We start from the raw sequence: 14,162 nt of genomic DNA, 5'->3' as shown, positions 1-14,162 counted from the left end.
ATGGACGGTCATCAGCCGGCCTGATGTGGTCCGGTCAGCTCGGGGGGAACGGACCGGCCCACTCGGGGTGTTCGATGAACGCGTAACAGGCCAGGTGCAGAAACGTCATGTGGACGTCTTCAACCCTCCCGTAGTGGGTGTCCGGAACGGCCAGGACCAGTTCTGCCAGCTCGGCCATCCGGCAGGGCGCGCCTCCCACCAGGGCCACCGTTCGCAAGCCGTTGTTGCGTGCCCACTCCAGTGCACGCACGCAATTGGGTGAATTGCCGCTGACGCTGATGCCGATGGCCACGTCACCCGTGCGGGCCAGATTCTGCAAGGGACGCACGAACACCTCCTCGTAGCTGTAATCGTTCGCCAGCGCCGTCAGCCAGCTCAGGTTGTCCGTCAGGGCCCAAACACGGAAGCGCCGGGGAAGCCGATCCGACGCGCCCTTGCCCAGGTCCGTGGCGAAGTGGGCCGCGTTGGCGGCACTTCCGCCGTTGCCGAAGACGAAGATCTGCCGGTCCTCCCGGAGGGCGGCTTTCAAGAGCTCCACGAACCGGACGACCGTGTCGGCGGGCAGGGCGGCGTGAGCGGCAGCCTGCGCGGCCAGGTACTTCTCGATCCAGTCGGTCATGCGCGCGGCAGTGTAGCGCCGCGTCGGCGGGTCGGGAAGCGCGATGAAACCGTTCACGCGGCTCAAGGCCGGGTCCCGGGCCTTCCGGGTGGGCACTCGAAGGGCAGGGGATCCCGAGGCGATCGGTTCCCTGCCGTGCATGAAGGAAGCTCCGGTCCGGCTTTGCCCGGCGGATGGGATGGCCCGACCAAGGTCCCCCCGCCACGGCTGGATGCGCCGCATCCGCGGAGTCTGGCGGCCCGGTGCCGGCCAGGGTCGGAACCGTCCGTTTGCGTCAGCGCAGGAGCTGTTGCTCCAGGTAGTGGACCGTCTTCCGTACGTTCGGGTCCACGTCCATCCGGTCTTTGACCAGCCGACAGGCGTGCAGGACGGTGCCGTGATCGCGCCCGCCAAAGGCCTCGCCGATGGCACTGAGTGATTGATCGGTCAAACGGCGCGCCAGAAACATGGCGATCTGGCGCGGGAACGCGATGTTTTCCGGGCGACGCCGGCTGGTCATGTCGGAAAGCCGGATGTCGAAGTGCTCGGCCACTTTCTTCTGGATGGCCTCGATGGTCACCATGGAACGGCCCTCCTCGTGCAGGATTTCGCGCAGCAGGCCTTCCACGGTGGGGATGGTCAGCGGTTTCCCGGTCAGCGAGGCATAGGAGGCCACGCGGATGAGGGCGCCCTCCAGACGCCGGATGTTGCTGCGGATGTGCTTGGCCATGAACTCGAAGATCTCGTCGGGCAGCCGGGCGTTCATGAGCTCGGCCTTTTTGCGCAGGATGGCCAGGCGCATCTCGACGTCCGGGGGCTGCAAATCGGCCACCAAGCCCCATTCGAAACGGGAGACCAGGCGTTGTTCCAGTCCCTGAATCTCGTTGGCCGGCCGGTCACAACTGAGCACGATCTGCTTGCGTGCCTCGTGCAGCGTGTTGAAGGTGTGAAAGAATTCCTCCTGGATCCGTTCCTTGCCGGCCAGGAACTGGACGTCGTCAATCAGCAGGACGTCCGTCTGCCGGTAGCGCTTGCGAAACTGTACCAGGCTGCTGTTTTGCAGCGCGTCGATGAATTCGTTGGTGAACCGTTCGCACGAGAGGTACGCAACCCGCGCCCGTGGTTTGTGGGCCAACACGTACTGGCCAATGGCATGGAGCAGGTGCGTCTTGCCCAGTCCCACCCCGCCATAAAGGAAGAGCGGGTTGTAGGACTTTCCCGGCGCCTGGGCCACCGCCTGCGCGCTCGCGTAGGCGAAGTTGTTGTTGTTGCCCACGACGAAGGTCTCGAACGTGTATTTCGGGTTGAACTGCGGTTCCTGAGCAGGTTTGGCCGCGGCAGCCGTCGTTGCCGCTTTCTGGGGCATGGATGGCGCAGGGGGCTCGGTGTCCGGCGCTTCCCGGAGCTGCTCGGGCGCCTCGCCCGTCACCTCGAACAGGATTTCCATCCGGCGGCCCGAGGCCAGCGCCACCGCGTCCTCCAGGACCGACCGGTAGTTCTCCTGCAGCCAGAGTCCCGAAAAATCATTCGCCACGCCCAACACCAGCGTATTGTCGCTCTGCTGCAGGGGGCGCACCGGAGCAAACCAGAGACGGTAAATGTCGGGCGCCAACAGCGTCTGAAGATGCTTCCGCGCTGCCGACCAAATCCGTTGTGCTTCGGTTTCCCCGGGCCGCTGCCCCCGTTCGATCTGTTTTTGGGTGAGCATTTTATTCACGCCAGCCTTGCCTGCCGGGCCGGTCCGACTCCGCGTCGACCCGGCACTTATCACCAAATCCTCTCCGGGGCAACAGAAAGTTGCCGGGGCCCGTTTTTTGCAGGAAACCCCGGCCCCGACAAGCCAACCTGCTGCCTTTCAACAACTTGGGAAATCCCGCCCCGCGGCTTGCCCCTGGTGGAGTCCGCCCGTCCGGGCGACGCCACCCCAGCCACGCAAGCGACGCCCCTTCTAGCGCAGCGGGCGAACGGAGAAAAGCCGAAGATGTTAAGAGTTGTTCACGGGTTATTCACAGCATCCCTGCGGACGCAACCGGATCGTCGGAGAGGCTTGCCAAGCATGACGGGGGAAAGCACTTGGGAGCCGGTGGGACCATGATCGCCTGCCCGGACTTCGCGCCGTCGGGAGGCGGCACCGGAGCGCCTGGACCCGCCGGGCCGCACTTGGTGTGGGTGCCGGGTTCGGTGCCCTCCTGAAATCGGCAACCAACTGCGCGGTTCGGCAGTTCGCACTTTGAACCCGGCCGAGAGCTCTCCAGAATGCGCTCGTGGGTGTCAAACGCAGATTGTGGTGGCTGCCGGCGCTGTTCCTGGCCTTTTGCCCGGCGCTACCGGCCGCGCAGAACGAGGATGCAGACTACAATGCCGCGGCACGGGCCTTCGAAGACGAGCTGTGGGCACGGGCTGAGAAGGAGCTGGGTCGGTTCATTCAGAGCTACCCGGACTCGAACCGCCGCCCGCTGGCCGTGCTGCTGCGCGCCCAGGCGTTGCTGCAGTTGGGACGGGCAGGGGAGGCGGTGGAGCTGCTGGAAACCGAACAATCGCGCGCCGGCTCGATGGCCGACGCGTTCGTGTTCTGGCTGGGCGAGGCCGAACAACGGCGGGGCCGGCCCGAGGCAGCCGCCAAGCGGTTCCGGGAATTGTTGGAGCGCTTTCCCGATTCGTCCCTGCGTTTGGAGGCTTCGGTGAACGAGGCGGCGGCCCTGGCCGCACAGGGCCGCTGGGAGCGTGCGGCCGAACTTTTGGGCGACGAGAAGGGCGTGTTCCAAAAGCTCGCGCGGGAAAAACCGGACAGCGACGCCGCCGTGCGCGGTCATTTGCTCCGGGCCGAGGCCGTGTGGCGCACCGGTCAGGGTGAAGTGGCGCTGGCGATCCTGCAAGACGCCAGTCGCGTCCAATTGCCGGCGCCGCTGGCCTTTCGCCGGCTCTGGCTGGAGATCCAGGTCCTGCAGTCCTTGAACCGCGTGAGCGAAGCCCTGCCGCTGACGACCAACCTTGTCGGACTGGCCCGCTCCATGGGCGCGCCGATCTGGGAGGGACGGGCCCGGCTGACCCATGCCGCGGTCCTGGAGGCTGCGGGTGACGCGGCAGGGGCGCTTGCTTTGTACCGGCTCAACCTGGCCACCAACGTGCCACCGGAGGTGCAGTCGGAAAGCGCGGTCCGGCTCGGCCGGCTGGCGCTGGCGGCCGATCGGGCCGCCGAGGCGACCCCGGCCATGGAGACCTTTCTGCAGGTCCAGACCAACAGCCCGATCACCGATCTGGTGATGGTGCTGCTCGGCGAGCTGGAATTGGAGCAGTGCCTGCGCGCGGCCGAGGAAGGGCAGGGGGGCGTTGCCACCAATCTGCTGGCCCGGGCACGTGGGCGCTTCGAGAGCGTGCTCGACCGTTTCCCGGACAGTCCGTATCGCGCGAGGGTCGAACTGGACCGGGGCTGGTGCCTGTGGCTGGCCGGCGATTGGGCCGGTGCGGCCGCGGCCTTCGAAAAAGCCGCGGCGGGCCTGCCCGAAGGGCCCGCGCGTGCGGCCGCCCATTTCAAGTTGGGCGACGTGAAATTTCGACAGGGCCGGTACCAGGAGGCCATCCGGCATTATCGCGAGGTGACCGCGCTGGCGGAGAAAGATTCCCAGGTGCGGACCCAGTTGTGTGAACCGGCCCTTTACCAAATCGTCCGTTCAGCCGTGGAAGTGGGCGATCTGGCTGCTGCCGACCAGGCCGTCAGCCGCATCCTGAGCGAGTTTCCCGGCAGTTACCTCACCGAGACGGCCCTGACCCTGCAGGGCCAGGGCTTGGCCCGACACGGCAACCCGCGCGCCGCGCGCGAGATCTTCACCCGTGTGCTCGAGAAGTTTCCGGACACACCCAAAAAGGCGGATCTCCAGCTTGCCGTGGCCCGGACCTACGAGCTGGAAGGGAACTGGCAAGCGGCGGTGGAAGTCCATCGCCGTTGGCTGGAGCAGTTCCCCCGGCATGAACTCCGTCCTCAAGTCGAATTTGCGCTCGGATGGGCCCTGGCCCGATTGGGCGAGGATGCCGCGGCCCTTCAGGTTTTCACGAATTTTGTGGCCCTCTACACCAACCAGCCATTGGCCGCCCGCGCGCAGTGGTGGGTGGCCGATTACTACTACGCGCTCGGACCGGCGGCGTTTGTCGAGGCCGAGAGGCAATACCAGCTCCTGGCCACCGTCTGGAGCAATCACCCTCTGGCCTACGAAGCCCGCATGATGGCCGGTCGGGTGGCCATGGCCCGACAGGCCTGGTCGGACGCGATCGGCTATTTCACCAACCTCACCAGCGACCTGCGATGTCCGATCCCATTGAAGGTACAGGCCCTGTTTGCCTACGGCGACGCGGTGCGGCGCCTGCCTCCGGCAGACACCAACGCGCCCCTGGCCAACTTCGAGGAGGCGGCGCGGATCTTTGCCAAGGTGCTGGACTTCAACCCCACCAACACCGCCGCCGCACGCGCCTGGGGTGAAATCGGCGAGTGTTATCTTCAGCTGGCCACGCGCGATCCGGCCCACTACGCCACCGCCAGCAACGCGTTTCAACAGGCGCTCTCCCTGCCGGCATCCGATGTGCCGACGCGCTGTCAGGCCTGGGTGGGCCTGGGCCTGGTGAACGAGCGGCTGGCCGCGGTCACCTCCGATTCGGAGCGCGACACCCTCCTTCGTGCGGCGTTGGACCGGTACGTTGACGTGCTGTACGGGCGGCCCCTTCGCCCGGGCGAATCGCCCGACCCCTTCTGGACACGCCGGGCCGGACTCGAAGCCGCCCGGGTGGCCGAGCTCCTGGGAGAATGGCGCCAGGCCCTGCGGATCTACGAGCGCTTGCGCGACCTGCTGCCTCCCTTGCAGCCGGGCTTGGAAAAGCGCATGGAACGGGTGCGCGAACGCCTGGCTGCCGGCGATTCTTCAACCGGTTGAGCCGGTCCCACCCGGCGCCTGCACCGCTTTGCGGTTTGGGCTGCCCGCGGGCGCAGGTGGATTCCTCGCTTTTGTCCCCTTGACAAAGCCGCGTCTTGAGTCATCCTGATGCCTGCGTAATCACTGCAAGACCTCTTGCCGCAAACAGCAACCCGAACTCTTGCAGCAACACGCCGGCCCCGGTAACCGATGGCTCCCAAGATTGAACCCGGAGCATCAAACGTCGGTCCAATCGGGTAATCCGGAATGTCTGCGGGACTGGGGAGGAGGATTGCGCAGCGGCACTTGAAACACCTTTATGCCACGAGTCACGAGCAAACGATCCACCAGGCGTCAAACCGAAGAACACGAGTCCGGTCAGCTGCCTCTGGAAGGCCGGGAGGGGTCGGCCGGCGAATCACCCGGTTCCACGGGTTCGTCCGAGACGGAGCGCGGGGAGTGGACGCCCGGAGGTGCGGGCGACCACGAGCCGGAGGGTTCGTCCCGCCGCCGCGGGCGGCGCCGGCGTCAGAACCGCGAGGCTGCGCCCGCCCCTGCGGATGCGGCCCCGGCCGAGACGGTACCGGACGAGCCCGCCGGAGTCGCGCCCGAACCGGCCGAGACCGGCGTGGTCGAATGGTCGCCCTCCATGGAGACGCCCACGGCCGAGGCGGTGAAACAGGCTGCCGCTGAGGCGGCTGCGCGCGAACAGGCCGAAGAGGAGCGACAGCAGGCCCTGGCCGGCCGGCGCGCGGAATCCGAGTCTGCCACCGGCCGGCAGCGCGACCGCATCGCCGAGTCCATCAACATCGCCAAGCTCCAGGCCATGTCCATGAACGAACTCAATCAAATGGCCCGCGAGCTGGGGGTGGAGAACTACGGCACGATGCGGAAGCACGAGATCATCTTCCAGATCCTGCAGAAAAACGCCGAACGGGCCGGTGTGATGTTTTCGGAGGGCGTGCTCGAGATCCTGCCCGAAGGATTCGGTTTCCTCCGCTCCCAGAGCTTCAATTACCTGCCGTGTCCGGAGGACGTGTACGTCTCGCCTTCCCAGATCCGGCGTTTCAATCTCCAGACCGGCAATCGTGTGGCCGGCCAGATCCGGCCGCCCAAGGAAAAGGAACGGTTCTTTGCCCTGCTGAAGGTCGAGGCCATTGATGGCGAGGACCCGGAAAAGGCCAAGGAACGAACGCATTTCGACAATCTCACCCCGCTGTTCCCCACGCAGCGGTTCATTCTGGAAACCGAACCGGACGAGTTGAGCACGCGGGTGCTGGATCTCGTCTGCCCCATCGGCAAGGGGACACGCGGGCTGATTGTGGCCCCGCCGCGCACCGGGAAAACGGTGCTCATGCAGAAACTGGCCAACGCCATCCTCAAGAACAACCCGGAGGTCTATCTCTTCATCCTTCTGATTGACGAACGGCCCGAGGAGGTCACCGACATGGAACGAACCTGTCGGGGGGCCGAGGTCATCAGCTCCACCTTCGATGAGCCGCCGGAGCGGCACGTTCAGGTCGCTGAAATGGTGCTCGAGAAGGCCAAGCGCATGGTGGAGCGGAAAAAGGACGTGGTCATCCTGTTGGACTCGATCACGCGGCTGGCCCGCGCCTACAACACGATCCAGCCGCACTCCGGCAAGATCCTGTCCGGTGGTGTGGACGCCAACGCCCTCCACAAACCCAAGCGGTTTTTCGGTGCGGCGCGCAACATCGAGGAGGGCGGTTCGCTCACCATCATGGCCACCGCCCTGATTGACACCGGCAGCCGAATGGACGAGGTGATCTTCGAGGAGTTCAAGGGCACCGGCAACATGGAGGTTCATCTTGACCGCGCGTTGGTGGACCGGCGGATCTTCCCCTCCATCAACATCGAACGCTCCGGCACGCGGAAGGAAGAGCTCCTCTATCACCCGGACGAGTACGCGCGCATCGTCCTGCTGCGCCGGGCCCTCACCGGCGTGCCGCCCGTGGAGGCCATGGAGCTGTTGCTCAACAAGCTCAAGCAGTACAAGACCAACGTGGAGTTCCTGCTGAGCCTGGACGTGCGCTGATGCACCGGGTTGGTCATCCTGTCCGCGGCTCGTTTCGGCCGGGCGATCCGGGTTGGTTCGCCCGGCCTTTTTTGTCCTGGATCAAGAAAACTCAAAATGGGAACCGGCAGGTCTTGCCCGGTCCACAGTTCAGGTCTACTGATTCACGCGGTGCAATGAAGATGCATACCATGAACACGGTTGGAGCCGGCGGCCGGCGGCTCATCCCTTTCGCCTGGGTGGCTCTGGGATTGGGTGTGCTCCTGGGCGCCGGCTGCCGGCGCGAAGAGGTGAAGGTCTACGAGGTCGCCAAATCGCCCGAGAGTCCCGCTTCAGCGGTCACTTCACCACATGGAGGGACGGCTGCGGGCGCTGCCCCCGGCATGGCCGGACATCCGCACGGCGATCTGGCCGGTTCCAAGCCGCGGATTGAGTACACGGTGCCCGACGGTTGGACGGAGCAACCCGCCAGCGCCATGCGGGCGGCCAGCTTCATCGTCGGCGATCCTCATGCGGAACACGCCGATCTCGGCGTCATTCCGTTGCGCGGTCTGACCGGCCGGACGCTGGAGATGTGGAACCTCTGGCGCCAGCAGCTCGGTCTGCCCGAGGGGTCGGCCGAGGAAATGACCCGCGCCGCCACGCCCGTGACCGTGGACGGTCACGAGGGCCGTCTGTTCGAGCTGACGACGGCCGAGCCGCCCCCGGGGGAAAGCCGGAAGATCCGCATCCTGGGCGCCATGGTGGACGTCGGCGACGTGGCCTGGTTCTTCAAGATGACGGGACCGGACGAGTTCGTCGGCAGCCAGAAGAGGGCGTTCCTGAACTGGCTCGGATCGGTGAAGTTTGTGCCGGAAAGCGAGGCCGGAGCCGTTGCGGAAGGAGGGGCCGGCGGCGGGCTGCCCTCGTGGGAGGTCCCGTCGGGTTGGCAGCCTGCGCCGCCCGGCCAGTTCCTGGCGGCCAAATTCGTGGCCGGCGAGGGCGACCAACAGGTCGAGATCAACATCAGCCAGTCGGCCGGTGAAGGCGGCGGTTGGATCGCCAATGTCAACCGGTGGCGGCGGCAGCTCGGCCTTGGGGAGGCAGGCGCCGATGAGATTCGACAGCAGACGGTCTCCGTCCAACTGGCAGGCAGCCAGGGGATGCAGATCGAACTGGCAGGGACGGATGTTCGCAAGGGCGCACCCGCGCACGTCGTGGGTGTCATGGTCCCGCTGGGCGATCGAACGTGGTTTTACAAACTCACCGGGCCGCCGGAGGCTGTGAAGGCGCAGAGGGAGGCTTTCCTCGGGTTTGTCCGGTCGGCCCGTTACTGATCCCGGCCATGCCGCTTGAACGTCTTTTTCGGTTTTTCAGCTCGTTGCGGCTGACGGTGGCCCTGTTGATCCTGGCCATGGTGCTGGTGTTCATCGGCACCTTGGGCCAGGTTACGATGGGTCTGTACCGGGCGCAGCATGAGTTCTTCCGCAGTTTCTTCGTTTACTGGGGACCGCCGGGCGCGTCATGGCGCATTCCCGTGTTTCCGGGCGGCTACCTGCTGGGCAGTTTGATGTTGATCAACCTGGTGGCGGCCCACTGGCGCTATTTCCGTCCCGACTGGCGCAAAAGCGGGATCGTGCTCATCCACGCCGGACTGGTTCTGCTGTTGATCGGCCAGTTCGCCACCGACCTGCTGTCGGTCGAGAGCACGCTTCACCTCCGCGAGGGCGAGGCCAAGAACTATTCGGAAATGGACCGGCACGTGGAACTGGCCATCACCGAGGCCACCGATCCCGCCCGGGAACGCGTGGTGGCGATTCCCCACCGGGTGCTCCAGCGTCAGGGAGAGGTCGTCGTGCCCGACCTTCCGTTCCGGGTCCGCATCCTGCGTTTTCACCCGAACGCCATGATCGCGCAACGCACGGAGCGTTCGACCACCCCCCCGCCGGCCACCCGTGGCGTCGGTCCGCAAATCGAACTGAAGCCCCTGCCGCATGTCACGGAGATGAACAAACGCGACGTGCCGGCTGCGGTGATCGAGTTGCTCGGCGCGGAGGGGTCGCTCGGCACCTGGGTGGTCTCCGAGTACATCAGCCAGCCCCAGACGGTCAGCGTGGGCAATCGCACGTTCCACCTCACCATGCGGCTGCAACGGATCCACGTGCCGTGGACGATCCGGCTGCTGGACTTCCGGCACGATCGTTATCCGGGCACCGACATTCCGAAGAATTTTTCCAGTCGCATTCTCCTGACCGATCCACGCAACGGCACCGAACGGGAAATCCTCATCTATATGAACAACCCGTTGCGTTACGGCGGTTACACCTATTACCAGGCCAGTTACGACCCGGATGACCAGGGCACGGTCCTGCAGGTGGTCCGTAACCCGAGTTGGCTGACGCCCTACGTGGCCTGTACCCTGGTGAGCGTGGGGCTGCTGCTGCAGTTCAGCATCCACCTGTTCCGATTCTCGAAGCGTCTGTCCCGATGAAAGCCTGGCTGCTCAAGCTTCTGCCGTGGACGCTGTTGGCGGTCTTCGCCGCCGACATCGTGGCCATTCTGCTGCCCCGTCCCGAGGGCGAGTTCCACCTGCAGGCCTTCGGCCGATTGCCCGTGCTGGCCAACGGCCGGGTCCAGCCCTTCGATTCCCTGGGACGCAACTCCCTGATGCAGATCCGCGGCACAGCCGCCGTTCCCCTGGCCGAGAAAAAGAGTTACGAATTCTGGAAACACCCGCCCAAGCTGCGGGCCACCGAATGGCTCCTGGAGGTCATGACCCGGCCGGACGTGGCTGATTCCCGGCCCGTCTTTCTCATCCATCATCCGGAGTTGCTGGATGAGTACAACCTCCGCGGCAAAGGGGTTGAGAAGTCGGGCCTGCATTATTTTGCGTTCAACGATCTGGTGCCGGTCCTGGGCCGGATCGAAGCCGAGGGCCGGCAGGCCATGAACGTGGAGTCGCAGGCCCGCACGGCCTATCAGCGCCAGGTGGCCAAACTCTTCAACGCCGTGGCCCTGTATCAACGGCTCAAATTCACCCTCCAGCCGGTGGGCACGCAGGACTTTGCGGCCGAATTGCGGGCGTTTCAGGAAGCCGTGCGGCCCGGCCTGGCGGCGCTCCGGGCACGTCAGGCGGGCAAGGAATACGATCAGCAGGCGCTGGACCGGTACGTGGAATACCTGCGGCGGTTCGATCAGATGTCGCAACTGGCCTATCCGTGGGTGGTTCCACCGCCCGGGCCGGACGCCCCGCGCGACCAGTGGCGAAACCTCGGCCAGGTGCTCTTCGAAGCGGGTCTGACGGGCAGTGAACTGCCGCAACCGGTATGGTGGCTGGCAGAGATGGCTGCCGGCTACGCCCGGCAGGACGCCGCGCGGTTCAACCGTGCCGTCGCCGAGTATCGGGACTGGTTGGCCGCCAACGCCCCGGCCGAGGCCCGCAAGGGTCGGGCCGAGTTCTGGTACAACCAGCTCCAGGCCTTCCTGCATGCCATGATCATCTACCTGTGCGCCTTTCTGCTGGCCGCCGGGGCCATGCTGACGGTGCAGACCTGGCCGGCCGGGAGCGAGAGTCTGCGCAAGTCGGCGTTTTTGCTGGCGGTGCTTGCCGTGGCGGTTCACACGGCAGGATTGGCCTACCGCATCTGGCTGGAGCGGCGCCCGCCCGTGACCAATCTTTATTCCTCGGCGGTCTTCGTGGGTTGGGCGGTCACCCTGCTCGGGGTGGGCGTCGAACGCGCCTATCGGATGGGGCTCGGCGTGGCGGCCTCCTCCCTCGTGGGGTTCGTGACACTGTTGATCGCCCACAACCTGGCCCTGGGTGGCGACACCATGGAGATGATGCGGGCCGTGCTGGACAATAACTTCTGGCTCGCCACGCACGTCATCACCATCACGCTCGGTTACGCGGCCATGTTCTTCGCCGGATTCCTCGGCATCCTGTACGTGGTGCTGGGGGTGTTCACCCCCTTGCTGGCGCATCCGCTGCGGGTCGGCAGGGCGACGGAGGAACCCAATCAACGGCCGTTCGGTCCGGACGACAAGGCGGCGACCACCCTGGGTGCGGCCCTGGCGAAAATGATCTACGCCGTGATCTGCTTCGGCACCCTGTTCAGCTTCGCCGGCACGGTCCTGGGAGGAATCTGGGCCGACCAGTCCTGGGGCCGCTTTTGGGGATGGGATCCCAAGGAAAACGGCGCCCTGATGATCGTGTTGTGGTGTGCGGCCATGCTGCATGCGCGGTGGGGCGGACTGATTCGTGCACGGGGTCTGGCCAACATGGCCATCTTCGGCAATGTGGTAACGGCCTTCTCCTGGTTCGGCACCAACATGCTGGGCATCGGGCTTCATTCCTATGGATTCATGGACGCGGCGTTCCGCTGGTTGTTGCTGTTCTACGCCACCCAACTGGCGGTCATCGCCCTGGGCCTGTTGCCCCTGGAAAAGTGGCGGAGCTTCCGGATCCGGAGAGATGCGGTCGACCATCCCGTCGCAGCGCCCGAACCTGCGGCCGGTTCCTGAGTGGTCCGCGCCCTTCGGCGAACCTGGCGGGTCCCTGCGCGTGGCTGGGATCCATCTTTCGCTTGAAGCGGGGTCGTTCCTGGCGCAGAGTGAACGGCGCCAGGGCCCACGGAATGCGGACAAACGAACCCCGCCAGGGCCGGAAGGCAGCAACGGTAGTTTGCTCTGCATCTGCCGTGGTCACCCTGGCCTTTGGATTTCCAACGCCCGGCAGGTGCAAGACCCGTCGAGGCTGCGATTGGCATCCCGGTCATGTCCTATCAGGTCATTGCGCGCAAGTACCGCCCGCAGCGGTTCAGCGAGGTGGTGGGCCAGGAACATGTGACGCGCACCCTGGCCAACGCCATCGCTCAGAACCGGATTGCGCACGCCTACCTGTTCTGCGGACCGCGCGGCACCGGCAAGACCACCATCGCCCGCATCTTCGCCAAGTGTCTCAACGCCACCAACGGGCCCACGGTGGATTTCTTGGACGACGACCCCCGCTGCCGCGAGATCGCCGAGGGCCGTTCATTGGACGTGCTGGAGATCGATGCGGCCAGCAACCGGGGCATTGACGAGATCCGCAGCCTTCGCGAGACGGTCCACTACGCGCCGGCACAGTCCCGGTTCCGCATCTACATCATCGACGAGGTCCACATGCTGACCCGGGAGGCCTTCAACGCCCTGTTGAAGACCCTGGAAGAACCGCCGGACCACGTGAAGTTCATGTTCGCCACCACCGAACCGGAGAAGGTGCCGGCCACCATCCTGTCGCGGTGCCAGCGGTTCGATCTGCGTCGCATCCCCACGACCTTGATCGTGAAACACCTGGCCCACATCGCCCGGCTGGAAGGGGTGGAAATCGAGGAACCGGCACTTTATGCGATCGCCCGCGGGGCTGACGGCGGGCTCCGCGACGCGGAGTCCACGCTCGATCAGTTGATCAGTTTCTGCGGAAAGCGCATTCAGGAAAGCGACGTGCTTTCCATGTACGGTTTGACGGCCCGGGACCAGTTGCTGGCCATGAGCACGGCCATCTTGCGGGGCGACCGGGCCGAGGTCATCCGGATGCTGGACCGCCTCCTGGGGCAGGGGAAGGATCCTGGACGCCTGCTGGCCGACCTGGTTTCGCACTTCCGCAATCTGATGGTCTGGCACCTGGCCGGAGAAGATCCGGACCTGCTGGACCTCTCGGAGGCCGAGCGAACCGCTCTGAAAGAACAGGCGGCATGCGTCACCTGGGAGGGGGCCGCACGCATCGTGGAAGTGCTCGCCGATGCGGAAAACCGGCTCGCCGACGCCGTCTCGCGTCAGGTGGTCCTGGAAGTCGCCCTGCTCCGGGCCGTGGAAGCGCGGCAGGCGGTCAGCCTGGAGTACGTGCTGGAAGAGTTGCGATCCCTGCGCGATGCGTCGGAGACCGGCGAAAGCCCTTCCGGGTCCGCGGGCACCCGGCCGGCCGTGGAAGCCGCTTCGATCCAGGAAACCTCGCGCCCTGCTCCGGCGCACGCAGACTCCGTCGCATCAGGCCCTTCCAGTGCCTCCGGCACTGCGGCGGAATCGCCGGCCGGACCGCCTGCTGAAAAGGTTCCGGCGCCGCAGACGGGCGAGGCCCTCTGGCAACGCCTGCTGGAGAGTGTGGGGCGAGCCAATCCGTTCCTGCGCGGCATCCTGGACCACGCGCATCTCGTCCGGCGCGAGGATCACCGCGTGGTCATCGGGTTTCCGCGGGAGTGGGAGGGACAACGCGATCTGGCAGACGCGCCCCAGTTCCGTCAAATCCTCGAAACCAAATTGCGCGAACTGGGTGTGCCCGCCGCCCAGGTGGCGTTCGTCGTGGCGGATCCACCGGCGGGGAAATCGGCGTCGGCCCCGCCCGCTTCTCCTTCCCCAACGGCGGCCTCCTCCGGCGAATCGGCCCCGACCGAGACCGGGTCGGCCCAGCCCCGTCGGCGCGGCTCGGCTGCGCCGAAGGCCATCGAGCAGAGTCCGGCACCGCCCTTGAAACTGGACCCGGAAGCGTTCAAGGACGATCCTTTGATCCGGCAGGCTTTGGAAATGTTCAAGGCACGAATCGTCAAACAGGGTTGAACCAACCGGTCCCGGTGCAGCCCGCAAAAGCGCAGGCACCGGGCCGGGGTGAGCCATG

8 protein-coding genes and 1 other RNA gene are annotated in these 14,162 nt (G+C 65.7%); 7 read left to right on the top strand and 2 right to left on the bottom strand.

The genetic code is table 11. The features are described 5' to 3' along the window. Positions 1-34 precede the first annotated feature (34 nt). Complete coding sequence (locus tag ACPDIX_RS01675) at positions 35-676, bottom strand: D-sedoheptulose-7-phosphate isomerase (protein ID WP_423430030.1); 642 nt, start codon at positions 674-676, stop codon at positions 35-37. A gap of 217 nt (positions 677-893) precedes the next feature. Then, positions 894-2,306, bottom strand: coding sequence for a chromosomal replication initiator protein DnaA (gene dnaA, locus ACPDIX_RS01670; protein WP_423430174.1), 1,413 nt, complete (start codon positions 2,304-2,306; stop codon positions 894-896). Positions 2,307-2,862: 556 nt separating this feature from the next. Between dnaA and ACPDIX_RS01665 the strand changes: the two genes are divergently transcribed. The 7 genes from ACPDIX_RS01665 to dnaX all read left to right on the top strand — a co-directional run bounded on the left by ACPDIX_RS01665 (position 2,863) and on the right by dnaX (position 14,104). After that, on the top strand, positions 2,863-5,520 hold the full coding sequence (locus ACPDIX_RS01665; RefSeq protein WP_423430029.1) for a tetratricopeptide repeat protein: 2,658 nt from the start codon (positions 2,863-2,865) through the stop codon (positions 5,518-5,520). Between the two features lie 628 nt (positions 5,521-6,148). Beyond that, complete coding sequence (rho, locus tag ACPDIX_RS01660) at positions 6,149-7,555, top strand: transcription termination factor Rho (RefSeq protein WP_423430173.1); 1,407 nt, start codon at positions 6,149-6,151, stop codon at positions 7,553-7,555. Between the two features lie 170 nt (positions 7,556-7,725). Next, on the top strand, positions 7,726-8,850 hold the full coding sequence (locus ACPDIX_RS01655) for a hypothetical protein (RefSeq protein WP_423430028.1): 1,125 nt from the start codon (positions 7,726-7,728) through the stop codon (positions 8,848-8,850). Positions 8,851-8,858: 8 nt separating this feature from the next. Beyond that, positions 8,859-10,004, top strand: a complete 1,146-nt coding sequence (locus ACPDIX_RS01650; protein WP_423430027.1) for a cytochrome c biogenesis protein ResB — start codon at positions 8,859-8,861, stop codon at positions 10,002-10,004. Further along, positions 10,001-12,034, top strand: a complete 2,034-nt coding sequence (locus tag ACPDIX_RS01645) for a cytochrome c biogenesis protein (protein ID WP_423430026.1) — start codon at positions 10,001-10,003, stop codon at positions 12,032-12,034. Before ACPDIX_RS01650 ends, ACPDIX_RS01645 begins: the two co-directional genes overlap by 4 nt. A 97-nt stretch (positions 12,035-12,131) precedes the next feature. Then, an RNA gene (ffs, locus tag ACPDIX_RS01640) (signal recognition particle sRNA small type) lies at positions 12,132-12,228 on the top strand. Positions 12,229-12,286: 58 nt separating this feature from the next. Beyond that, a complete protein-coding gene (gene dnaX, locus ACPDIX_RS01635; RefSeq protein ID WP_423430025.1) occupies positions 12,287-14,104 on the top strand; it encodes a DNA polymerase III subunit gamma/tau in 1,818 nt (605 codons plus the stop codon). Positions 14,105-14,162: the final 58 nt, after the last annotated feature.

The organism is Limisphaera sp. 4302-co, from assembly GCF_049537155.1.
Classification (GTDB): domain Bacteria; phylum Verrucomicrobiota; class Verrucomicrobiia; order Limisphaerales; family Limisphaeraceae; genus Limisphaera.
This window is presented reverse-complemented; position numbering and strand designations above follow the sequence as displayed.